Annotated in this window: 19 protein-coding genes; 12 read left to right on the top strand and 7 right to left on the bottom strand. The window is 67.3% G+C overall.

Going from position 1 to position 23,228, the window contains the following annotated elements:
* Positions 1-192 precede the first annotated feature (192 nt).
* Positions 193-381 carry a DUF4169 family protein gene (locus FLL57_RS12970; protein WP_013501614.1) on the top strand — a complete coding sequence of 63 codons (189 nt, stop codon included), beginning with the start codon at positions 193-195 and terminating at the stop codon, positions 379-381.
* Positions 378-656: a ribbon-helix-helix domain-containing protein gene (locus FLL57_RS12975; protein WP_013501613.1), complete on the top strand. Its 279-nt coding sequence runs from the start codon at positions 378-380 to the stop codon at positions 654-656. The genes FLL57_RS12970 and FLL57_RS12975 overlap by 4 nt, the downstream gene beginning before the upstream one ends.
* A gap of 21 nt (positions 657-677) precedes the next feature.
* Here FLL57_RS12975 and FLL57_RS12980 read toward each other — a convergent pair whose 3' ends face one another.
* Entirely contained in the window at positions 678-4,511 is a 3,834-nt protein-coding gene (locus FLL57_RS12980) for an AsmA family protein (protein WP_142883097.1), read from the bottom strand.
* Positions 4,512-4,645: 134 nt separating this feature from the next.
* Positions 4,646-6,073: an FAD-binding oxidoreductase gene (locus tag FLL57_RS12985; protein WP_013501611.1), complete on the bottom strand. Its 1,428-nt coding sequence runs from the start codon at positions 6,071-6,073 to the stop codon at positions 4,646-4,648.
* A gap of 66 nt (positions 6,074-6,139) precedes the next feature.
* Here FLL57_RS12985 and FLL57_RS12990 point away from each other — a divergent pair, with 66 nt between their 5' ends.
* Positions 6,140-6,673, top strand: coding sequence for a thioesterase family protein (locus tag FLL57_RS12990; protein WP_142883098.1), 534 nt, complete (start codon positions 6,140-6,142; stop codon positions 6,671-6,673).
* Here the strand turns inward: FLL57_RS12990 and FLL57_RS12995 are convergent.
* Positions 6,670-6,843 (bottom strand): DUF1328 domain-containing protein, encoded by a 174-nt coding sequence (locus tag FLL57_RS12995; RefSeq protein ID WP_013501609.1) that lies wholly within the window; start codon positions 6,841-6,843, stop codon positions 6,670-6,672. The genes FLL57_RS12990 and FLL57_RS12995 overlap by 4 nt on opposite strands.
* Before the next feature lie 311 nt (positions 6,844-7,154).
* On the opposite strand from FLL57_RS12995, the gene FLL57_RS13000 reads away from it, so the two are divergent.
* From FLL57_RS13000 to FLL57_RS13015, 4 genes are all read left to right on the top strand, one after another.
* Positions 7,155-9,749, top strand: a complete 2,595-nt coding sequence (locus FLL57_RS13000) for an ATP-dependent helicase (protein WP_142883099.1) — start codon at positions 7,155-7,157, stop codon at positions 9,747-9,749.
* Positions 9,749-10,033 carry a type II toxin-antitoxin system HicB family antitoxin gene (locus FLL57_RS13005; protein WP_142883100.1) on the top strand — a complete coding sequence of 95 codons (285 nt, stop codon included), beginning with the start codon at positions 9,749-9,751 and terminating at the stop codon, positions 10,031-10,033. Before FLL57_RS13000 ends, FLL57_RS13005 begins: the two co-directional genes overlap by 1 nt.
* A gap of 262 nt (positions 10,034-10,295) precedes the next feature.
* A complete protein-coding gene (locus FLL57_RS13010) occupies positions 10,296-11,216 on the top strand; it encodes an ABC transporter ATP-binding protein (RefSeq protein ID WP_142883101.1) in 921 nt (306 codons plus the stop codon).
* Positions 11,217-11,218: 2 nt separating this feature from the next.
* Positions 11,219-11,980, top strand: a complete 762-nt coding sequence (locus FLL57_RS13015) for an ABC transporter permease (protein WP_013501605.1) — start codon at positions 11,219-11,221, stop codon at positions 11,978-11,980.
* A 100-nt stretch (positions 11,981-12,080) separates the two neighbouring features.
* Here the strand turns inward: FLL57_RS13015 and FLL57_RS13020 are convergent, their stop codons facing one another.
* Positions 12,081-12,428: a hypothetical protein gene (locus tag FLL57_RS13020; protein WP_013501604.1), complete on the bottom strand. Its 348-nt coding sequence runs from the start codon at positions 12,426-12,428 to the stop codon at positions 12,081-12,083.
* Between the two features lie 269 nt (positions 12,429-12,697).
* On the opposite strand from FLL57_RS13020, the gene FLL57_RS13025 reads away from it, so the two are divergent.
* Positions 12,698-13,459 (top strand): L,D-transpeptidase, encoded by a 762-nt coding sequence (locus FLL57_RS13025; protein ID WP_142883102.1) that lies wholly within the window; start codon positions 12,698-12,700, stop codon positions 13,457-13,459.
* Positions 13,460-13,496: 37 nt separating this feature from the next.
* Here FLL57_RS13025 and FLL57_RS13030 read toward each other — a convergent pair whose 3' ends face one another.
* Entirely contained in the window at positions 13,497-15,776 is a 2,280-nt protein-coding gene (locus FLL57_RS13030; protein ID WP_142884210.1) for a spermidine synthase, read from the bottom strand.
* A gap of 160 nt (positions 15,777-15,936) precedes the next feature.
* Here FLL57_RS13030 and FLL57_RS13035 point away from each other — a divergent pair, with 160 nt between their 5' ends.
* Positions 15,937-17,547, top strand: a complete 1,611-nt coding sequence (locus FLL57_RS13035; protein WP_142883103.1) for a phytoene desaturase family protein — start codon at positions 15,937-15,939, stop codon at positions 17,545-17,547.
* Positions 17,548-17,615: 68 nt separating this feature from the next.
* Here FLL57_RS13035 and FLL57_RS13040 read toward each other — a convergent pair whose 3' ends face one another.
* The gene (locus FLL57_RS13040; RefSeq protein WP_142883104.1) at positions 17,616-17,918 is read right to left on the bottom strand and encodes a hypothetical protein; all 303 of its coding nucleotides are present in this window, start codon (positions 17,916-17,918) and stop codon (positions 17,616-17,618) included.
* Positions 17,919-18,359: 441 nt separating this feature from the next.
* Here FLL57_RS13040 and FLL57_RS13045 point away from each other — a divergent pair, with 441 nt between their 5' ends.
* Positions 18,360-19,250, top strand: a complete 891-nt coding sequence (locus FLL57_RS13045; RefSeq protein WP_142883105.1) for a 50S ribosomal protein L11 methyltransferase — start codon at positions 18,360-18,362, stop codon at positions 19,248-19,250.
* Between the two features lie 24 nt (positions 19,251-19,274).
* On the opposite strand, the gene FLL57_RS13050 is transcribed toward FLL57_RS13045, so the two are convergent.
* Positions 19,275-19,469: a hypothetical protein gene (locus tag FLL57_RS13050; RefSeq protein WP_013501598.1), complete on the bottom strand. Its 195-nt coding sequence runs from the start codon at positions 19,467-19,469 to the stop codon at positions 19,275-19,277.
* A 196-nt stretch (positions 19,470-19,665) separates the two neighbouring features.
* On the opposite strand from FLL57_RS13050, the gene FLL57_RS13055 reads away from it, so the two are divergent.
* Both FLL57_RS13055 and FLL57_RS13060 read left to right on the top strand, forming a co-directional pair.
* Complete coding sequence (locus FLL57_RS13055) at positions 19,666-21,495, top strand: aminopeptidase P family protein (protein ID WP_142883106.1); 1,830 nt, start codon at positions 19,666-19,668, stop codon at positions 21,493-21,495.
* Between the two features lie 378 nt (positions 21,496-21,873).
* Positions 21,874-23,163 carry a multidrug effflux MFS transporter gene (locus FLL57_RS13060; protein WP_142883107.1) on the top strand — a complete coding sequence of 430 codons (1,290 nt, stop codon included), beginning with the start codon at positions 21,874-21,876 and terminating at the stop codon, positions 23,161-23,163.
* Positions 23,164-23,228: the final 65 nt, after the last annotated feature.

A 23,228-nucleotide genomic window follows, 5' to 3' on the forward strand; every position in this document is an offset into this window, starting at 1 on the left:
CCAGATTGGTCAACTTGTCCTTGCGGCGTTGTCGTTCGGCAGTCTTATTCGTTTTACCGAATAATTGTCGGCGACATCCAAGCAACGATATGGTTTGTTCTTGATGGTGATCGAGCCGCTAATGGCTTCGTGCATTCGTGCCCGCCTGGTAGGCGACGCCCGTTGCCGATTTAATCGATGATGGGTGACGATATGGCCGATGTGGTCAATTTGAATCGCTTCAAGAAGCGAGCGAAGCGGGAAGCAGCCGCTGAGCTCGCCAATGCCAATCGCGCGCGGTTTGGCAGAACCAAATCGCAGCGTGGGCTCGACCAGCATCATGTCAGCCGCGCCAATCAACTGCTCGATCAACACAAAATCGGTGGCGAGGACGCGTCATGAAATCGCCGGTGGTGAAACGGTCGATCGTGGTCGCGGGCCACAAGACCAGTGTCAGCCTCGAAGAAGCGTTCTGGAATGGCATGAAGGAAATCTCCGGCGTGCGGGACATGACTTTGTCCGAGCTCGTTGGAGAGATCGACAGCAATCGTCAGCAGGGCAACCTGTCCTCGGCGATCCGGCTGTTCGTGCTCGACTACTTCCGCAGCCGCGCCTTGCAGGCGCAGCAGCAGGCGGTGGCTGATACCAAGGCTGAAAGCTCGCTGACAGCGCACTGATCGATCAGATCGGTGCGCTGATCAGTCGGTCGCCCTCGCATTCGGGGGCGACAACACCAGAGGTGGACGCGGCCGTGACGGGCGCACATCTCCTGGTGCGGGTTTGATCTCCAAAGGCGGCGGCAGTGGCGCGAGCATTTCGCGCGATGTCGAAGGCGCGGCGGTCGGTGCTTGTGGCTTAGGCGACGTTTGTGGCTGAGGCGACGTTTGCGGCCGAGGCTGTGAAGGTCGTTGCTGCTGAGCGGCCGGCTTCGGCGTGGCGCGCCGCGGATCGGCCTCCGGCAACGGCGGCGTCTGCGGCAGTAGCGCGGGCGCGGTTCCCTGCCCGGTTTGCGACGCTGTTTCCGGCTCGGCCGCCGCTGGAGCACTCCGCTGTGCAGCCTGGGGATCGCCCGATGGCGTGCGAGGCGCTGCGGGCGCGGAATCAGATTTCGCCGGCGCGGCGGGCGGCAGGCTTGAGGTCTGGGCCGACGACTTGTCGGCCTTGCTCGGCGACTGCGTCGCGGCGGCCGGGTCAGGACCGACCGGCGGTCGCGCCCCCTGTTCGAGCACCTGCAGCTTACGGGTCTCGCGATCGATTCGGCGGATCGACAGCCATGACGACAGTCCGGACAGATCGCGGCTCCACTCCATCCGGTCCGGCGGCCCGGCGGCGAACATCCGAATCTCCGGCGGCTGCTCCGGTCCCGCTTCGGCCAGCGCCAGCGTCACCCGCAGGTCGGCCTGGCCGGCGGCGATGTCGTAGCCGCCCGACACCACTGCGCGGGCGTCCCTGGCCTGCAGCGTGGTCGGCGCCAGCTTGAGGCGGCCGTCGCTGACGCTGAGCGGAAACTGCGCGCTGTCGACCTTCAGCGGCCCGGCCTTCAGCGCCGGCTCGACCAGCCTGGCGAGATGATCGGCGTCGATCGGCTGGCCCTGATCGGTTGCGCGGATCGCGACCGCGAAAGCGCCCGGATCGAGCCCCGAGATCGACGCCTGCGCCAACGACATGGTGCCGCCACCGGACAACGCGCCGGCGAGCGCCGACGCGCTGCGGCCGCTGCTCGCCATCGTGCCTTGCAGCGACAGCTTCCCCGGCGGCAAGGCGAGCGCGCCATAGCGCAGCGCCGCGGCGTCGGCATCCTTCAGACTGAGCCGCGTGTCGAGCGCCACCCCAGCGTCGGTCGGCTTGGCGGTCAGCACAACTTTGGCGTCGCCGCCGCCGAGCTTGCCATTGCTGTCGAGCGTCAGCGATCGCCCGTCGCTGCGGATCACCCCGCGCAGCGGCAGCAGCTCGCTGCCGCCGGGTAGTTCGGCACGTACCGCCTGAAACGCGATTTTGCCGCGCCAGCCGCGCAGCCAGCCTTGCCCGAGCGGCTCGTCGGCCGGACGACCGGTCGCGCCGAGCGCGAGTTGCAGAGCCGGTCCGAGCGGCAGCGTGTCGATGCCCGCTTCGCCATCGAGTTCGGCGGTCTCGCCGCGGGTCAACGCCAACCGGCCCCGCAGCCGCGAGCCGGCGATGCCGGCGTCGATATCCTTGAAGGTCCATTTGCTGCCGGCGACCGTAAGCTGGGTCGCCAGCGACAGCGGGGCATCGCTCGTGCCGGAAGCCGGCAGATCGAACAGCGGCGCCAGGTCGAGCTTGCGCGCCTTCAGCGACAGCGCCGCCTTGGGCTCGGCCGCGAACGGCTCGATCTCGCCATTTGCCTCGGCGTCAAGCCGTGCCGCGGTCAGCTTCGCTTTGCCTTGCAGCGCCCCGCGCCATTTGCCGGTGCCGGAGGCTTGCAGCATCGCCGCGCCGTCGCCGGCGTCGATCACGCGGTCGAGCCCGAGCAAACCCAGCAGTGTCTCCCCGCGCGGCGCCGACAGCTCGCCATCGAACGCGAGCGCGATTCGCGTCAGCGCCTCCACATCGAGTTTGCGCAGATCGGCAGCAGCCGGGCTCGCCTTTGCGGTCAAACGACCGCTGAGCCCGGACGCGGTCAGTTCAAGCGAGCCGCTGGCCTCGACATGGTCCGGCGCAGTGCCGGTTTTCTCGGTCGACAGACTAAGCTTGGCGCGCGCCTCACCGGCCTCGTTAGGCAGTGCTTTCACCCGGGCCGCAATGGCTGGCACAAATGGATCGATCGCAGCCGCGATCGGACCCGGCGACGGCGCACGCGCTGTGAGACTCAATCGTCCGGCGGCGCTGTCGCGATCGAGCGCGCCGTCGCCTTCGAGCAGCAGCCCGCCCGCAGTACCGAGCTTCAGCTTGTCGAGTGCGATCCGGTGCGGATCGTAGGTGAGCCGCACCGCCGCCGGCTGCCAGACCTGATCGCCAACGCTGAGCTTGCCGAGGTCGAGTGTCAGGCTCGCCCGCTCCGGCCAGCCGCCATCGGGGCCGGCCAGCGTGCGGGCCCATTGCAGCGCCGCGTCGAGATCGGCGCTGTTGCCCTTCAGCTCGGCGTCGATCTGCGCGCCCTGATCGTCACGCCGCGCCCGGTAGGCGAAACGGCCGCGCAGCGTGTCGCCGCCGCTTTGCATCGTCAGCGGATCCAGCACCAAAGCATCCGAGCCGGCGCGGACTCCGCCCGCGATCCGCAGCGCCTTGGTCAGGCCACCCGCGGTCGGCGTGCGGCCCTGCAGCCAGGCGGCGAGCAGTTCCGGATCGGTGGCGGACAGATCGAGCGTCCCGGTGATCGCCGCGTCGGCGACACCGGTGCCGCCGCGTAGCGCCAAACGCGTGCCGCCGGGGGCGCGCAGCTCGAGCCGTTCGAGTTGCCAAGCCTGTGGGTCGCCACGCAGTTCGGCGACGAGATCAGTGACCGGCCGGTTGCCGATCATGATCTGGTCGGCGTCGAGCGACACCCGCGCCGGCGACGGCGGCAGCGGCAACGACGCCGCCAGATCGCGCAGGCGCGTCAGCCAAGGCAGCGGCGGGGCGGCATCGCCGGGCTGCGCCAGCAGCCGGTCGGCATCGAGCTGCCGCGCCGACAGCTTGGCATCGAGCCGCGGCACCGCGCCGAACCTCGCCTCGCCGCTGCCGGCGAGCTTCAGCGCGCGGTCCTCCGCGCCCCACGAGACTTCGACCTCGTCGAGCTGAGCGCGGACCGGATCGGCCTCGATCTTGGCGGCGATCCGCCACGGCGTCCGCGGCGTCTCGCCCGCCACCGCCGCAAGCGCCGCCAGCAAGGCGGTGCCGTCGAAACGCGGCCGGCCTTGATCGAATCTGACGAGACCGTCGAGATCGGCCGCGATCCCACCGGCGCCCTGGTTGATCCCGGCGCGCAGCCGGATCGCGGCGCCATCCGCCGCGCGGCCGGTCGACAGCCGGAACGGATAGCGCTGGCCGCCGAGCAGGAAATTGCCATCGCCGCGCAGCGCCGCGGCTTGCGCGCGCAGCTCGCCGGAGAAAGCGATATCGCTGAGTTCGAGATTGCTGCGGCTCGCCGCATCGTGCAGCGCGATCCGGCCAGTGAGATTGAGCCGGTCGACGGTGAGCGCGGCGAGGTTCGACAGCCCAGCCGCCGGCCAGTCGAGCCGCCCCTGCGGATCGAGGCCGAGATCGAGCGACAGCCCATTGATCGACAGTTCGTCGGCACGCAGTTCGCCGCGCATCAGCGAGCCGAGGCTGAATTCGACATCGAGCTTTGCGGCGCCGACCCGGCCGGCATCGTTGGCGCCGCCGACGGTCACACGCTGCAGCCGCAGCGACGGCGTCGGCAACAGCCGCGCATCGAGCGGGCCAGCGACCCGAACCTGTGCGCCCAGCACCCGCGTCGCCTCGGCTTCGAACGGACCGCGAAACTGGTTCCAGTCGATCAGAAACGGCCCGACCAGCGCGGCGAGCAGCGCCAGGATCAGCGCGATAGCCAGGCCGAGCAGCGTCGTCTGCACGCGGTTTCCCCTCAGGGGCGTTGCGACGCCCTCGCCGGCGTCGTTCCCTTGTGATTTCAACGCCTAGCGACAGACTGTGGCGAACTCACAGCGACTTCAAGCGGCGGATTCACGCCGCCGGAATATCCTGTGGTTCAAATCCCTTGCGGCAGGATCTTGCCGGGATTGAAGATGTTCTGCGGATCAAGCGCCTGTTTGATCGCGGCCATCGCCTGCAGCGCTTCGAGCCCGAGCTCGGCCTGCAGATATTTCTGCTTACCCTGACCGATGCCGTGCTCGCCGGTGCAGGTGCCGTCCATCGCCTGCGCCCGCTCGACCAGCCGGTGCATGAACTCGTCGGCCCGGGCCAACTCCTCGGCGTCGTTGACGTCGCACAGCAGCGAGCAGTGGAAGTTGCCGTCGCCGACATGACCGACGATCGGCGCCAGCAGCCCGAGCCGAATGAGGTCCGCCTCGGTCTCGCCGACGCAATCGGCCAGCCGCGAGATCGGCACGCAGACGTCGGTGGCGACGACGCCGACGCCGTCGCCCTGGCGCAGCGCCCGCACCGACCAGTAGGCGTCGTGCCGGGCCTGCCACAGCCTGTTGCGGTCCTCCGGGCGGGTGGTCCAGGTGAAGTCGCCGCCGCCGCAATCCTTGGCGATCGCGCCGAAATTCTTCGACTGCTCGGCGACCTCGACCTCGCTGCCGTGGAATTCGAGCAGCAGCAGCGGCGTCTCCGGCAGCGTCAGCTTGGAATAGGCATTCACCGCCCTGACCTGGGACTGGCTCATCAGCTCGATCCGGGCCAGCGGAATGCCGGTCTGGATCGCCAGGATCACCGCCTGACAGGCGTCGCTGACCGACGGGAACGAGCAGGACGCCGCCGCGATCGTCTCCGGAATGCCGCGCAGCCTGATGGTCAGCTCGGAAATGATGCCGAGCGTGCCTTCCGAGCCGACGAACAGGTGAGTCAGGTCGTAGCCGGCCGCCGATTTCTTGGCGCGGGTGCCGGTGGTGATGATCTCGCCGTCGCCGCGCACCACCTTCAGCGCCAGGATGTTGTCGCGCATCGTGCCATAGCGCACCGCGTTGGTGCCGGAGGCGCGGGTCGCCGCCATGCCGCCGATCGAGGCGTCGGCACCGGGATCGATCGGGAAAAACAGCCCCTGGTCGCGCAGATTCTCGTTCAGCGCCTTGCGGGTGACGCCGGGCTGAATCACGCAATCGAGATCTTCGGCATGAACTTCGAGGATCTTGTTCATGTCGCGAAGGTCGATGCAGATGCCGCCCGCCGGGGCGTTGACGTGGCCTTCCAGCGAAGTTCCGGTGCCGAACGCGATCACCGGGACGCTGTGCTGCGCGCAGATCCGCACCGTGTCCTGAATATCCGCCGTCTCCTGCGCCATCACCACCGCGTCCGGCGGCTGGTTCGGCAGCCAGGTCGTGGTGTGGCCGTGCTGCTCGCGCACCGCGAGCGAGGTGACGAGGCGGTTGCCGAACCGCGCCGCGAGCGCTTCAATGGCGCTCGCCACGGCCTGCGGCTCGGCGCGCTTCGGCGTGTTGGTGATGGTCAGGCCCACGACAAAAACTCCTTCGGAACGGGGCGACCGTGGCAAAGGATACCGGAGGGGTCAAGGGAGGTAGGATTGACTTTGGAAGTAGATCGCAATGTCGAGATTGCCCGCGCGACCGCGCCGTTCCGGTCGTCGGTGATGCAGATCGAGCCGGGCTGGATCGATTATAACGGCCACCTCAACATGGCCTATTACAACGTGCTGTTCGACCGCGCGATCGATCAGATCTGGAGCGAACTCGGGATCGGGCTGGACTATCTCAACACACGCGGCGGCTCGACCTTCACCGCCGAATGCCACGTGCGCTACTTGCGCGAGATTCATCTCGGCGATCCGGTGCAGGTCACTGTCTACATCATCGCCGCCGACGAAAAGCGGATCCACACCTTCGAAGAGTTGCGCCACGCCGAGGAAGGCTGGCTATCGGCCACGTCGGAAAATATGTCGGTGCATGTCGATATGGCGAGCCGAAAAGTGGCGCCGTTTCCGGACGACCTTCGCGCCACGATCACGCGGGTCGCCGCGGCGCATCGCGACGCTCCGCAGCCCGAGGGCATCGGACGAAGCATCGCGATGCCCTCGAAGCGTGCGGCGACGGCGCGCTAGACCCGGGAGCGGCCGCGGAAGATGCTGACCACCGCCGAGATCAGGAACAGCACGATCGCGATGAAGAAGATGATCTTGGCGATTTCGATCGACGCACCGGCGATACCGCCGAACCCAAGCAGACCCGCAATCAGCGCAACCACGAGAAACGTCACGACCCAACCCAACATGATGACCTCCGTTTCGCTTCAGGCACCCGCTGGGGGCCGCCTTTTGGACTGAAGCGCCGCCGGTTTCGGCTGCGCCGCTTGGCGAAACAATCCAGGCCAAAATCGAAAGTTCCGGCCGGTTTTTGTGTGTCAAAACGTCATTTTCACGCGAGATAGCGGAACGGAATCGGTTTGAAAGGCCGACGCGCCGGCCTGCGAGGCGTGGCGAACCTGTCGATAGCGGCCCGCTGCGCCTATATCGGCGGATAATCCTGCTCTAAAGGCTCCTCTTCGGGCCCCGCAGCGCGGCTGTGGGTGGTAAAACGATTCGCATGACCGATCCGACCAAGCGCCAGCCTCTCGACCTCTCCAGCTATCAGCCCGCCGCCGGCGGCATCGCCGCGCGTGCCCGCGCCGCGGCCGGCCCGGCTTATTTGTCCGGCCTCAACCCGGAGCAGCGCGACGCCGTTGAGACACTGGACGGCCCGGTACTGGTGCTGGCCGGCGCCGGCACCGGCAAGACCCGTGTGCTGACCACGCGGATCGCCCACATCCTCTCCACCGGCCGCGCCCGGCCCGCCGAGATCCTGTCGGTGACCTTCACCAACAAGGCCGCGCGCGAGATGAAGCTGCGGCTCGGCCAGATGCTCGGCCAGGCGGTCGAAGGCATGCCGTGGCTCGGCACCTTCCATTCGATCGGCGGCCGCATCCTGCGCTATCACGCCGAGCTGGTGCAGCTCACTTCGAACTTCACGGTGCTCGACACCGACGACCAGATCCGGCTGCTGAAGCAACTCCTCGCCGCCGACAATATCGACGACAAGCGCTGGCCGGCACGGATGCTGGCCGGGCTGATCGACGGCTGGAAGAACCGCGGCCTGACGCCGTCGCAGGTCCCGGCCGGCGAAGCCGCGATGTTCGGCAACGGCCGCGGCGGCAAGCTCTACGCGCAGTATCAGGAGCGGCTGAAGATCCTCAACGCCGCCGATTTCGGCGACCTCTTGCTGGAGAACATCCGACTGTTCCGCGAACACCCCGACGTGCTGCGGCAGTATCAGAACCGCTTCAAGTTCATCCTGGTCGACGAGTATCAGGACACGAACGTCGCGCAATATCTGTGGCTGCGGCTGCTGTCGCAGACGCCCGCCACGCCTAGACCCACACGCGACGTCGAGACCCTGCTCACCTCTCCCCATCGGGGAGAGGTCGGCGAGCGCAGCTCGCCGGGTGAGGGGCAACGGTCGTCCGAGAGCGCGGTGCCCCCTCACCCCACCCCTCTCCCCGGTGGGGAGAGGGAGCAGGCTGCAGTCGTGGCAACGCACGACACGCCCCCCAAGAACATCTGCTGCGTCGGCGATGACGATCAGTCGATCTACGGCTGGCGCGGCGCCGAGGTCGACAACATCCTGCGCTTCGACCACGACTTCCCTGGCGCCAAGGTCATTCGCCTGGAGCGCAATTATCGCTCGACCGGCCACATCCTCGCTGCCGCCTCACACCTGATCGCGCACAATGAAGGCCGGCTCGGCAAGACGCTGCGCACCGAGGATGTCGACGGCGAGATGGTCACCGTCACCGGCGCGTGGGATTCGGAAGAAGAAGCCCGCGCGATCGGCGAGGAAATCGAGCAACTGCAACGCCAGGGCCATGCGCTGAACGAGATCGCCATTCTGGTGCGCGCCTCGTTCCAGATGCGCGAATTCGAAGATCGCTTCGTCACGCTCGGCCTGCCCTACCGCGTGATCGGCGGCCCGCGCTTTTATGAGCGCGCCGAAATCCGCGATGCACTGGCGTATTTGCGGGTGATCAACTCACCGGCCGACGACCTCGCGTTCGAACGCATCGTCAACGTGCCGAAGCGCGGCCTCGGCGACGCCACCGTGCAGATGTTGCACGACCATGCCCGCAAGCGCCGCATGCCGCTGTTCGAGGCGGCCCGGATGGTGATCGACACCGACGAGCTGAAGCCGAAGGCGCGCGGCAGCCTGCGCGGCCTGATCGAGAATTTCGAACGCTGGCAGGTGCAGCGCGACGCCCTGCCCCACACTGAACTCGCCGAGATCGTGCTCGACGAGAGCGGCTACACCGAGATGTGGCAGAAGGACCGCTCCGCCGACGCCGCCGGCCGGCTGGAGAACCTGAAAGAACTCGTCCGCTCGATGGACGAGTTCGAGAATCTTCAGGGTTTCCTGGAGCACATCTCGCTGGTGATGGACCGCGACGGCGGCGCGGATGAAGACGCCGTCAGCGTGATGACGCTGCACTCCGCCAAGGGCCTGGAATTCGAGACCGTGTTCCTGCCCGGCTGGGAGGAAGGTCTGTTTCCGCATCAGCGCGCGCTCGACGAACAGGGCCGGGCCGGCCTCGAGGAAGAGCGCCGCCTCGCCCATGTCGGCATCACCCGCGCCCGCAAGCGGGCAAAGTTGTACTTCGCCACCAACCGCCGCATCCACGGCACCTGGAACACGACGATCCCGTCGCGCTTCCTCGACGAACTGCCGGCCGCCAATGTCGAGATAACCGAGTCGAAAGGCGGCTCCGGCTGGGGCGGCATGAGCGGCTATGGCCCGTCGCGGTTCGACAATGTCGAGTCGTTCGGCTCGAGCTATTCGACGCCGGGTTGGCAGCGCGCCCAGGCCAATCGCGGCCGCAGCAGTGGCGGCAGCACCGGCGGCCGCAGCGGCGGCTTCGGCGAAAGCGGGGCGTCCTACTCGTCCGGCACCACCCGCCGCGCGCCCTTCACCATCGAGGGCGAGCTGGTCGCCAAATCCACCGGCACCGAGTCCGCGTTCTCGCTGAAAGATCGCGTCTTCCACCAGAAGTTCGGCTACGGCCACGTCACCAAGATCGACGGCAACAAACTCACCATCGCGTTCGACAAGGCCGGCGAGAAGAAGGTGGTCGACAGTTTCGTGGAGCGGGTCTGATGGTGCACTACGTCGCCTTGATCCATCAGGACGCCGACGGCAGCTACAGCGTGTCGTTTCCCGACATTCCGGGTGTCGTCACCGCCGGCGAGACGATCGACGAAGCCGAAGAAGAAGCCGCCGAGCTTCTCTCCTTCGCGGCGGAGGATCCGGACGGCGCGATCGTGTTCAATCCGCCGCGCACGATCGACGAGTTGAACAGAGACCCGGCGTTCGTCGAGGCGAGCAAGGACGCGATCGTCGCGCTGATCGAGTATTCCGCCGGCGCGGGCGCTGCCGAATAGCAGATTTCCGTCATGGCCGGGCTCGTCCCGGCCATCCACGTTCTCCAGGCTGCAGCGTTTGAAAGACGTGGATGCCCGGCACAAGGCCGGGCATGACGGTGCCAAAATGCGATTCGAATTCTCGCAACAGATTTGGGCGTTTCCTCCGGATTCGTCCCGTCCCCCTGTCGGTTGCGCCCGCGCTCGGCCGTCCTTATGTAAGCCGCCCGCGCCCCCCGGCTGCGTTCCGCCCTTCCCCGCGCCCGAAGCTTCGCGAGCCCGCATGGCCCCGATCATTTCCGTCAAGAATCTGAGCAAGACCTACGGCACCGGGCGCAAGGCGCTGAACGGCGTCAGCCTCGACATCATGGGCGGCGAGATTTTCGCTCTGCTCGGACCGAACGGCGCCGGCAAGACCACGCTGATCGGCACGATCTGCGGGCTGGTGCAGGCCAGCTCCGGCAGCATCACCGTCGGCGGTCACAACATCGTCGAACAATACCGCGCAGCGCGCGAGATGATCGGGCTGGTGCCGCAGGAGCTGCACACCGACGCGTTCGAATCGGTGTGGGATACGGTCAGCTTCTCCCGCGGGCTGTTCGGCAAGCCGAAGAACCCGGCGCATATCGAAAAGGTGCTGCGCGACCTGTCGCTGTGGGACCGCAAGGACAGCCGGATCATGACGCTGTCCGGCGGCATGAAGCGCCGGGTGATGATCGCCAAGGCGCTGAGCCACGAGCCGCGGATCCTGTTTCTCGACGAGCCGACCGCCGGCGTCGACGTCGAGCTGCGCAAGGGGATGTGGGAGGTGGTGCGCGAGCTGCAGAAAGCCGGCGTCACCATCATCCTGACCACGCACTACATCGAGGAAGCCGAGGAGATGGCCGACCGGGTCGGCGTCATCAACAACGGCGAACTGATCCTGGTCGACGAGAAATCGGCGCTGATGCAGAAGCTCGGCAAGAAGCAGCTCAAGCTGTATCTCGACGATCCGATCGAGGCGGTGCCGCCGCAGCTCGCCGCCTACGGCCTGACGCTGTCGGACGACCGCAGCAAGCTGATCTACACCTACGACACCCGCGCCGAGCACACCGGCATCACCGCCCTGCTCGGCGACGTCCGCGCCGCCGGCATCCGTTTCCACGATCTCGACACCAGCCAAAGCTCGCTGGAGGAGATCTTCGTCAGCCTGGTGAGGGCGTGAGCATGAACTGGCGGGCGATCCGCGCGATCTATCTGTTCGAAATGGCGCGAACCTGGCGGACGCTGATGCAGAGCATCGTCTCGCCGGTGCTGTCGACCTCGCTGTATTTCATCGTGTTCGGCGCCGCGATCGGCTCGCGGATCGATCAAGTCGAAGGCGTCAGCTACGGTAGCTTCATCGTTCCCGGCCTGATCATGCTCAGCGTGCTGACGCAGAGCGTCGCCAACGCCTCGTTCGGCATCTACTTCCCGAAATTCACCGGCACGATCTACGAGATCCTGTCCGCCCCGGCCTCGTTCCTGGAGATCGCGCTCGGCTATGTCGGGGCCGCGGCAACCAAGTCGATCATTCTCGGCCTGATCATCCTCGCCACCGCCGGCCTGTTCGTGCCGCTGCACATCGCCCATCCGGTGTGGATGTTCGGCTTCCTGGTGCTGACCGCTGTGGCGTTCAGCCTGCTCGGCTTCATTATCGGCATCTGGGCGGACGGCTTCGAAAAACTGCAGGTGGTGCCGCTGTTGATCATCACGCCGCTGACCTTCCTCGGCGGCAGCTTCTACTCGATCTCCATGCTGCCCCCGGTCTGGCAGACCATCGCGCTGTTCAATCCGGTGGTCTATCTGGTCTCCGGCTTCCGCTGGAGCTTCTACGAGATCTCCGATGTCGATATCGGGGTCAGCGTCGCCGCCACCTTCGGCTTTCTGCTCGCGTGCATGGCGGTGGTGTGGTGGATCTTCAAGACCGGCTATCGCCTGAAGTCCTGAACACTCTCACTGCTTGCGACGTCGTTTCATGAAAGATGTCGTTTCATGAAAAAGGCGCGGCCAGCCCGGCCGCGCCTCGTCAGGTTGTGAACCGCTCGCCTCAGCGGCGATAGCAGCGAAACTTGCCGCTGCGGGTGTAGTAGCCCTTGCAGCGATGGCCGCGGTGATATCGATAGCGCGGGCCCTGGTTCGGCAGGCCAAGCACGCCGTTCACCGCACCGACCGCACCGCCGACGCCGGCACCGATCGCGCCGCCGACGACGCCGCCGACCGGCCCCGCGGCGCGATTGCCTTCGCGCGCGCCCTGCTCCGCGCCGCGCACGATGCCCTGCGAATGACCCGCGGTCGGAATCGCCAGCACCGCGAGCGCCAGAGCGGCAGCCGCGAACAGCGCTTTGAACGGGGTTTGCTCGGCGCGAACGGCACGCGCTTTGGCAGTGGTCTTCATCGATGTCCCTCCGGATTGAAACGCCCGACAGAACGGCGGGCGCGGACTCTGCGGCATATTAACACGCGGGCCCGGATCGGGTTCCCGTGCTGCCGAGATTTCGCCGCGCAGGTGTCTTGATGCTGCCGCCGGAGTCGCCGAAGCCGTCTTAACGATGCCGACGGTTTTGCCGCTGCGGCGCGGCGGCAACTGGAAACTCGGGCGGCCGCTGTGCATATTACCGGCGGGCGGGCAAGGAAGTGACAGGATCGGGCCAGGAGGCCGGCACCATGCGTTCGTATCTCGTTTCTCTCACCGGCCTGATCCTGCTGGCAGTGTCGACCACCGCAGAGGCGAAAGTCGCCATCACGGTCGACAAGGACAGCCAGCAACTGACGGTCGCCGTCGACGGCGTCGAGCGCTATCGCTGGCCTGTGTCGACCGGCAATCCATCGCACGAAACGCCGAACGGCAATTTCCAGGCCTTCCGGATGGAAGCCGACCATTATTCCAAGGAGTTCGACGACGCGCCGATGCCGCATTCGATCTTCTTCACCAAACGCGGCCACGCCATCCACGGCACCGATGCGGCCGGCAAGCTCGGCGTGCCGGTGTCTCACGGCTGCGTCCGGCTGTCACGCGACAACGCCGCGACGCTGTTCGCGCTGGTGCAGAAGGAAGGCGTGCTCAATACCACGGTGACGCTGAGCGGCTCGTCGCAGGTGGCGCTGGCCCGGCTGAAGACCAAGAACGGCAACGCGGTCGCCCGCGCCGAACCGGCTCCTGCGGCGCCGAGCTATGATGCCGCCGGAGAACTGCTGCCGAGCCGGCCGCGCGCGGTCCGCCCGCGGGTCGCCGACGACGGCTACATCTATCCGGCCGAAGGTGGCGACGACGATCGCCGTTACCCGGCACCTCCCGGCTATCGCCGCGTGGCGCCGCCGCAATACGGCTATTACGTGGGCAACGACTCCTACGCCGAGCAGATCTACGCGCCGCGGCGCTATTACCAGCCGCGCGGCTGGTACGAGGGCGGTTACTCATCGTACTGACCCGCACAAAAACCGACTCGATCGACGCGCGCGGCCCTTAGTCCTCACCGTCGCGCAGCCGGCGCCACACCGCGCCGAGGATATTGGAATAATCGTCGGTCCACGCCCGCTCGCCGGCGCGGGGCGCGGTCAGGCGCCAGTCTGCGTTGCCGGCGAGGTTGCCGATGTCGGCTTGGTCCATCGCCGAAATCACCACCGTTGTCGCGAAAACGTAGTCGGCATCGCGCCCGGCATCGTGCGACGCCACCCAGCTCTTCAGCCCGTTGGCGTCGGCGATGCCGACCGCGACGCTCGCCAGTTCGAGATGGCGGTTGGAGACGTGCATCAGCACCGCGCCCTGCGGCGCCAGCTTGGATTCATAGATCGCCATCGCCTCGCGGGTGGCAAGATGGATCGGAATCGCATCCGACGAATAGGCGTCGACGATGATCAGGTCGTAAGCGCCGTCCGGTTCGTGCGCGAAGGTCAGCCGCGCATCTCCGACCACCGGCTGCAGGTCCGGCGCGCATTTGCTGACGAAGCTGAAATATTTCGGATCGCGCGCGGTATCGATCATCGACTGGTCGATCTCGAAGAACCGCCACGGCTCGCCCGGCGCCGCCGCGCAGGTCAGGGTGCCGGAACCGAGCCCGATCACCGCGACCCGGATCGGACCGCCCTTGCGTTCGCGGATCGCCGCGATCGCCTGTCCGATGCCGCCGTCCTTGTAATAATAGGAGATCGGCTCCGGCCGCCCGGTGACCGGCGTGCCGTCGTCGTTGCGCACCCGCTCGGCGCCGTGGATCGTGGTGCCGTGCAGCAGCACATGAAAGCGGCCGTCCGCCGTCACCTGGATCTTGTGCACACCGAAGAAGCTGCGCACCGTCTCGACCCGACCCTCGTCGGCCGGATACAGCCGGATCAGCAGCAGCGCCAGCGCGACGGTCGCGAGCAGCTTGGCGCGGCCGCCGTTAAGTACCAGCGCGATTACGGCGGCGAACGCGGCGACGTCGCCGATCATCAGCACGCGGTTGGTCATGAGCCAGTCGTGCAGCTTGCCGTCGGTGAACGCCGAGGTGATCAGCACCGCCGCAACGGCCCCGATCAGCAGCCAGATCGCCAGCGACCATTGCGGCCTGCGCTCCGGCAATTTCGGTCGGCACAGCACTGCCAGCGCCAGCAGGATCGGATATTCGGCGATCCAGGAGAACGTGTACGGCGCCACCAGCCCGGCGAACAATCCGCCGACCATGCCGCCGAACGACAGCGCCACATAGAAGCCAGTGAGATGCCGCGCCGGCGGCCGGGTTCGCGCCAGCTCGCCATGGCTGGCCATCGCGATGACGAAGAAGCAGATCAGGTGCCCGCCGAGCGTCAGCGGCAGATTGTGCTCGGAGGCCGACGACGCCAGCAGCACGATGATCACCGCGATCGCGACCGGCTGCAGCGCCAGCATCGCGCCGTGGGGCAGCAGCGGCCGCGACTGGAACACCAGCACCCACGTCAGCAGGTACAGCGACAGCGGCAGCACCCACAGCAGCGGCGCCGCGGCGACGTCGGTTGAGATGTGCGCGGTGACGGCGATCAGCAGCCCGGACGGTACCGCGGCGAGGAACACCCAGCGCGCCACCGTCAGCCATGACGGCGCCGGCGCGTCGCTGTCCTCACCGGCGACGTCGGCCGCGGCCGTTGCCGGCGCGCGCAGCAGCAGCACGCCGCAGCCGGCGATCAGCAGGATCAGCACGCCGTAGCCGGCGGTCCACGCCAGGTTCTGCAGCCGCAGCGTCAGCATCGGCTCGAGCAGCACCGGATAGGACAATAGCGCCAGGAAGCTGCCGATGTTGGACGCGGCGTAGAGGAAGTACGGATCACGGCCGTCGGGATGGCCGGTGCGGACGAACCACGCCTGCAGCAGCGGATTGTTGGCGGCGAGTGCGAAGAACGGCAGGCCGATCGACACTGCGAACAGGCCGAGCAGCCAGAACGCGGAGCCGCTGGCCGGCGGTGTCCCCCAACCGTCCGCAATCGCCAGCGGCAGCGTCAGCAGCGCCGCGACAAGCAGCAGAAGATGGACGACGACCGGCACCCGGCGGTCGGCAAACCGGCTCAGCCCGTGCGCATAGGCGTAGCCGGCGAGCAGCAGCGATTGGAAGAATACCATCGCCACCGACCACACCGCCGGCGAGCCGCCGAGCCGCGGCAGCACCATCTTGGTGAACAATGGCTGCACCGAGAACAGCAGCAGCGCGCTGACGAAGATCGCGATGGTATAGACGATCAGGATCTGCCGGTTGCGCACCGGGCTGTTGGGGCCCGCGGCCAAGGTCGATTCGGTCATGGCGGCTCCTGCTGCGGTCCGCCGCGGCGGACGCTCGACATTGTCGGCCATGGCGATGAATTCCGGCAGGCCCGTGACGCGCCGCATCCTAGCGTCGCTCCGTGAACGATGGCAAAACCAGCCGCGAACACCCTTGTCACACCGGCCCGGGAACCTTCCGATGTCCGATCCCGACGTCCTGATCATCGGTGCCGGCCACAACGGCCTCACCTGCGCGGCCTATCTGGCGCGCGCGGGATTGAAGGTGAAGGTGGTGGAGCGCCGCAGCGTGGTCGGCGGCGCCGCGGTGACGCAGGAGTTTCACCCCGGCTTCCGCAATTCGGTCGCGGCCTACACGGTCAGCCTGCTCAATCCGAAAGTGATCGCCGACCTCAAGCTGCACGAGCACGGGCTCAGGATCGTCGAGCGCAAGGCGCAGAACTTCCTGCCCGCACCGGACGACCAGTATCTTCTCACCGGCGCGAACCATACCGCGGCGTCGCTGGCGCGGCTCAGCGCGCATGATGCCGCGGCGTTCGGCGGGTTCACCGCCGAGCTCGAAACCATCGCCGACGTGCTGCGTCACTTCGTGCTGCGCGCGCCGCCCAATCTGGTGGCGCAGTTCGGCTTGCCGGCGATCCGCGAGAGCCTGAACGCGCTCGGAACCGCCAACCGGCTGCGGGCTCTTACCATCGAGCAGCAGCGACTGCTGCTCGACCTGTTCACCTGCTCGGCCGGCGAGATGCTCGATGCAAGGTTCGAGCACGATCTGGTCAAGGCGCTGTTCGGCTTCGACGCCATCGTCGGCAACTACGCCAGCCCGTACGCGGCCGGCTCGGCCTATGTGATGCTGCATCACGCCTTCGGCGAGGTGAACGGCAAGAAGGGCGTCTGGGGCCACGCACTCGGCGGCATGGGCGCGATCACCCAGGCAATGGCCGCGGCTGCGCGGGCCGCTGGCGCGGAGATCGAGACCTCCGCTGGCGTGCGCGAGGTGCTGGTCGAGAAGGATCGCGTGGTCGGCGTCACCCTCGACGACGGCCGCATCGTGCGGGCGCGGTTCGTGGCATCCAACGTCAATCCGAAGCTGCTGTACACCCGCCTGCTGCCGCAGGATGCCGTGCCCGACGACGTCCGCCGCCGGATGCAGCACTGGAAGACCGGCTCAGGCACATTCCGGATGAATGTCGCTCTGTCGCATCTGCCATCGTTCACCGCGCTGCCCGGCGACGGCGATCACCTCACCGCCGGCATCATCATCGCCCCGGGCCTCGGATACATGGACCGTGCCTATCAGGACGCGCGCGCCCACGGCTGGAGCCGCGAGCCGGTGGTCGAGATGCTGATCCCGTCGACACTCGACGACGGCCTGGCGCCGAAGGGACAGCACGTCGCCAGCCTGTTCTGCCAGCACGTCGCTCCCGAGTTGCCGGACGGCGCCTCCTGGGACGACCATCGCGACGAAGTCGCCGATCTGATGATCGCCACCGTCGACCGCTACGCGCCGGGCTTTGCCGCCAGCGTGCTCGGCCGCCAGATCCTGTCGCCGCTCGACCTCGAACGCGAGTTCGGTCTCGTCGGCGGCGACATCTTCCACGGCGCGCTCAGCCTGAACCAGTTGTTCTCGGCGCGCCCGCTGCTTGGCCATGCCGACTATCGCGGCCCGCTGAAGGGCCTGTACCACTGCGGCAGCGGTGCCCACCCCGGCGGCGGCGTCACCGGCGCCCCCGGCCACAATGCCGCAGCCGCCATTCTCAACGACCACCACAGCTTGTTCACAAGCCGTGGGTAAGTCGGGGGATAAGCCTGTGGATAAGTTGTGGAAAACTTGTTGACGACGGGTACGCTGCGGAGCGTCTTTCACCCCCGCAGGCAGCGCTTGGCTTCGGCGATTTGAGCCAAGCTGTAGCCGTTCTTGAGCGCCCAGGCGATCGACTTGGCCCGGCCGTGTTCGCTGACGTAGTAGCGCACCGTGACGCAGTCGACGCCTGCCGGAATGGCGGTCTGCCCGGCCGGGAAAGCGACCGGCGTCACGCCGCCCTGCCCCTCGGCGAAAGCCGCAGGCGTGCCGACGGTCGCGAGCAAGGCTGAAACGACCACCATCGTAGACAGTTTTCGGCGCCGGGTGGCGGTCGCGCACGGAACTTCGTTGGCCTTGCTCATCAAACCTCATGTCGTTGTCGGGATCGTCGCTGGCGGCGCCGTCATTGGAGCTGCGGCCAAGCGCGCGAACCCATTGGCCAAAGAACAAGGCGACAATAGGACTCTCACAACCAAAACTTGAAACGCAGCCGACACGGAACTGGTTCCGCGCATCTATTCGCAACCGATATCCGCGGGCGCGGACCACTCTGGGAAGCGTGTGCGTAACAGAACTTCCGAGTCGTTTTCTGTCCCACGCGCATAGGCTTCGCTGCCGTTCGTCACGCTGTGCACGAATCTGTCGACAAGTTGCGCGAAGGCTGTGGACAACCGTGAATCTGGCAGATTCAACCCTGTGCATAAGTCATGGACAAGCTGTGCATTTCCGGCGCAGAAGCGGTGGACGATCTGTTGAGAGATCACTTCAGCCGCGCTCCTTCGCTGCCAACCATCGGACCTGCCATGACTGATCCCGCCCCCACCGTCCGCGCCAGCTTCGTGCTCGGCGACGAGGCCACCGCCCGCCGCGTCACCGACCTGCTCGGCGAGTGCTTCGACGAGGCCGAGATGGCGATCGCGGCGTTCGAGCGGCCGGACCGGAGCTGGGAGGTGGCGCTGCATTTCGGCGAGCAGCCGAACCTCGACCACATCCGCGAACTGGTGGCGCAGGCCGCCGGCCCCGAGGCCGCGCAGGCGATCAGCCTCGAAACCGTCGCCGCCAAGGACTGGGTCGCGGCGAGCCTGGAAGGGCTGGTGCCGGTTCCGGCCGGCCGCTTCGTCGTCCACGGCAGCCACGACCGCGACCGCGTCCCGGCCAACAAGCTCGGCATCGAAATCGAAGCGGCGCTCGCCTTCGGCACCGGCCATCACGGCACCACCCGCGGCTGCCTGACGCTGCTCGACCTGGTGCTGCGCGCCGGCCCGCCGCAGCGCGTGCTCGACCTCGGCACCGGCACCGGCGTGCTGGCGATCGCCGCCGCCAAGGCGCTGCGCCACACCGTGCTGGCCACCGACATCGACAGGCAGTCGGTCGCGGTCGCGCGCGAGAACGCGCGGCTCAACGGCGTCGGCAATCTGGTGCAGGCCGAATGGGCGACCGGCTTCGCCTCGCCGGTGTTCGCCGCTCACGCGCCGTTCGATCTGGTGCTGGCCAACATCCTCGCCAATCCGCTGCGCACCCTCGCCCAGCCGATGAGCGAGCACTTGGCGCCTGGCGCGCTGGTGATCCTGTCCGGGCTGCTGCAGCCGCAGGCGCAGAGCGTGATCGCGGCCTATCGGGCGCGCGGCTGCGTGCTGCTGCGGCAGCTCGTGATCGAAGGCTGGAGCAGCCTGCTGCTGGTGAAGACGTTCTGACGGGAAGCGCTGCTGAGCGAACGCTCAGTGCGCGGGCTTGTCGGGGAAGCGGCTGTGGGCGTCGGCGTTCGGGTCGGTGCGCCTGACCGCCGACTGGACGAAGCGGTCCAGGATGCGGACGATGACACCACGCGGCTGCTTCTGCTCGGGCTCGACGTTCGGAGGCGTACCACCCGGGCGGACCGGCGGGGAAATCTTCTCAAACGTAAAAGCAGGCATGGTGTATCACCTCGTCGTTGAGTTGAGACACTCCCGGGATTGTCCCGGACGCGTTGTCAGAGCGTGGTGCAGCGGGCACTGCGGAGCTCGCGCCCGTCTCTTGCGGGCTCGATAAATCAAGCATAACTCGTGCCATAAGCTGGACTTTATGCATATCGCGTGAGCCGTGCGCAACGTGTCGAGGGAGCAGACCGCTATGTTCGAGTCGCATTTCCAGAGCTTCGAGGAGCCCGAGAGCGGCGTCGCACTCACCGCGCGGCTGTCGGCGTTTCGCGAAGAGCTGCTGCGGCGCAAGCTCACCGGATTTGCGATTCCCCGCGCCGATCAGCAACAAAACGAATATGTGCCGCCGTCCGACGAGCGGCTGGCGTGGCTCACCGGCTTCACCGGATCGGCCGGTCTGGCGTATGTGCTGATCGATCAGGCCGCTTTGTTCGTCGACGGCCGCTACACCTTGCAGGCCGCCAAACAGGTCGACGGCAATGCGTGGCGCATCGAGTCGCTGGTCGAACCGCCGCCGGAGCGCTGGCTGGAGACGCATCTGAAAGCCGGTGATCGCCTCGGATTTGATCCGTGGCTGCACACTTCTTCGGCAGTCGAACGGATGCAGGCCGCCTGCGCCAAGGCCGGCGCCGAGCTGGTCGCAGTCGACGGCAATCCGGTCGATGCAGTGTGGAGCGAGCGCCCCGCCCCGCCGCTCGGGCCGGTCAGCGTCCACGGCGTGGAATTTGCCGGCGAGAGCGAAGCCAGCAAGCTCGCCCGCATCAACGAGGAGCTGGCGCGGCTGAAGGCCGATGCGCTGGTGCTGTCGGATTCCCACGCGGTCGCCTGGACCTTCAACATCCGCGGCGCCGACGTCTCGCACACGCCGCTGCCGCTGTCCTACGCGCTGCTGCCGAAGGATGGCCGCCCCACCATCTTCATCGACGGCCGCAAGCTGTCGAACAGCGTGCGCGACCATCTCGAACAGACCGCGGAGGTCGCCGAGCCGGCCGAGCTGGCGCCGATGTTGCGCGAGCTCGCCAACACCGGCGCGACGATCGCGCTCGACAGCGCCACCGCGGCCGATGCGCTGACCCGGCTGATCAAGGAGGCCGGCGGCAAGCCGCTGCGCGGCGCCGATCCAGTGGCGCTGCTCAAGGCGGTGAAGAACCAAGCCGAGATCGACGGCACCCGCGCCGCGCATCGCCGCGACGCGGTGGCGCTGGCGCGCTTCCTCGCTTTCATCGATGCCGAGGCGCCGAAGGGCACGCTGACCGAGATCGACGCGGTGGAGGCGCTGGAGACGTTCCGCCGCGACACCGGCGCGCTCAAGGACGTGTCGTTCCCGACCATCTCCGGCACCGGGCCGAACGGCGCGATCGTGCATTATCGCGTCACCCGCAAAAGCAACCGCCGCATCCAACCCGGCGACCTGCTGCTGATCGATAGCGGCGCGCAGTATCAGGACGGCACCACCGACGTCACCCGCACCATTGCGGTCGGGACGCCTTCGGCGGAGATGCGCGACCGCTTCACCCGCGTGCTGCGCGGCCATCTGGCGATCGCCCGCGCGGTGTTTCCCGACGGCACCACCGGCGCGCAGCTCGATACGCTGGCGCGGCAGTTCCTGTGGCAGGCCGGAATCGATTTCGAGCACGGCACCGGCCACGGCGTCGGAAGCTATTTGTCGGTGCACGAAGGCCCGGCGCGGATCTCCAAGCTCGGCACCACGCCGCTGAAGCGCGGCATGATCCTGTCCAACGAGCCCGGCTACTACAAGACGGACGGTTACGGCATCCGCATCGAGAATCTCGAACTGGTGGTCGAGAAACAGATCGTCGGCGCCGAGAAGCCGATGAACGGCTTCGAGGCCCTGACGCTGGCGCCGATCGACCGCCGTCTGATCGAGGTCGCGATGCTCAGCGCCGAGGAACTGGCGTGGCTCGACGCCTACCACGCCCGCGTCCGCGAAACCGTCCGTCCCCACCTCGACGGCCCAACCCGGCTTTGGCTCGACGGGGCGACCGCGCCGCTGCAATCCTAAGCTTAGGAGCAGTGAGCACAGCCTCTCCCCGAGTCACCCTGAGCGTCTGAAGCGGTGAGCGTGGGCCTCTCCCCGATTCATTCCGGGGCGCGAGCGCCAGCTCGCGGACCCGGAATCTGAAGCGCGTACGGCCTGGAGCTGCGCCGCGCACGCTAACCTCGAGATTCCGGGTTCGCCGCTGCGCGGCGCCCCGGAATGACAATCGAGAGTTTCTGCGCGCTGTCCGGAATGGCGCGTGGCTGAGGTTTGGGCGCCCCCGCCCGCCCTCCGCATAGCCTTATGCCGAAAAACCGCCTGTTAGCATTGCCCTGGCAGGCTACAGTCGTTTCACCAGCTCACATCCTTCGCCACGGCAGGCCCGTCGGGAACCGATCTCGCATGCACGGAATCGTCGGCAGATACGCAATGATCGACGCCAGCCGGCGCGACCTGCCGCCGTCGAAGCTGCTGCTCCTGCTGCTTGTGCTGATGAACGGTGCGGCGCCGATCGCGCTGTACATCTTCGTGCCGGCGCTGCCGGTGCTGGCGAGCGATTTTTCCAGCGACATCTCGGTCGCGCAGATGACCGTGTCGCTCTACATGGTCGGGCTGGCCTGCTCGCAGTTGATCATGGGGCCGTTGTCCGACCGGTTCGGCCGCCGCCCGGTGCTGCTCGGCGGGCTGGCGCTGATGGTCGCGGCCAGCATCGGCTGCATCTTCGCACAGACGCTGCCGCAACTGATCGGCTTGCGCTTCCTGCAGGCGCTCGGCGGCGCCTCGGGCATGGTGATCAGCCGCGCCATCATCCGCGACCTCTACAGCCGCGACCGCGTCGGCGGCATGCTCAGCCTCGTGATCGCCGTGATGATGATCGCGCAGATGCTGAGCCCGCTCGCCGGCGGCGTGATCGAAACCGCGTTCGGCTGGCGCGCGATCTTCTACGCCGTCACCGCCGGAGCGATCGTCGTCGCCGCCGCGATCACGCTGGCGCTGCCGGAAACGAGCCGCCGCAGCGGCGCGCCGGCCGCGCAGCGCGGCGGCTTCCGCACCGACCTGCGCAGCCTGTTCGGCAGCCACGCCTTCATCGGCTACGTGCTGTGCCAGGTGCTGGCCTCGGCGATCATCTTCATCTTCGCCGGCGGCGGCCCCTACGTGGTGGTGACGCAGATGGGCCGCAGCAGCGCCGAATACGGCGCCTGGTTCGCCAGCTCCGGCTTCGCCTATCTGATGGGCAATTTGTTCTGCGTGAAGTTCTCGCCGCGGCATTCGCTCGACCGGCTGATCTGGTTCGGCCTCGGCTTGCAGATCGCCGGCGCGGCGCTCAATCTGGCGTGGGGCGTGCTCGGCTGGAATCAGGTGCCGAGCTGGCTGTTCGGCACCCACATGATCATCATGTTCGGCAACGCCGCAGTGATGGCCAACGCCGCCGCCGGCGCGATCAGCATCCGCCCGCAGGCCGCCGGTACCGCCTCCGGTCTGATGGGCTTCACCCAATTCGGGTTCGGCTCGCTGTGTTCGCAGGCCGGCGCCTGGCTCGGCGGCCATTTCGCGACGCCGCTGCCGCTCAACATCGCGATCTTCGGAACCGCGCTCGCCTGCGCCTCGGCGATGATCTTCCTGGTGCCGCGCCGCAATCTGATCGCGACCGAGGAAATGATCGAGAAGGCGGAAGAAGAGACGCTGGTGTAGGCGGAGCTTCGTCTCCCTTGCAGCGAGTCATTCCGGGGCGCTCACGCAAGTGAGCGAACCCGGAA

It is taken from the genome of Rhodopseudomonas palustris, assembly GCF_007005445.1.
GTDB classification, from domain to species: Bacteria; Pseudomonadota; Alphaproteobacteria; order Rhizobiales; family Xanthobacteraceae; genus Rhodopseudomonas; species Rhodopseudomonas palustris_G.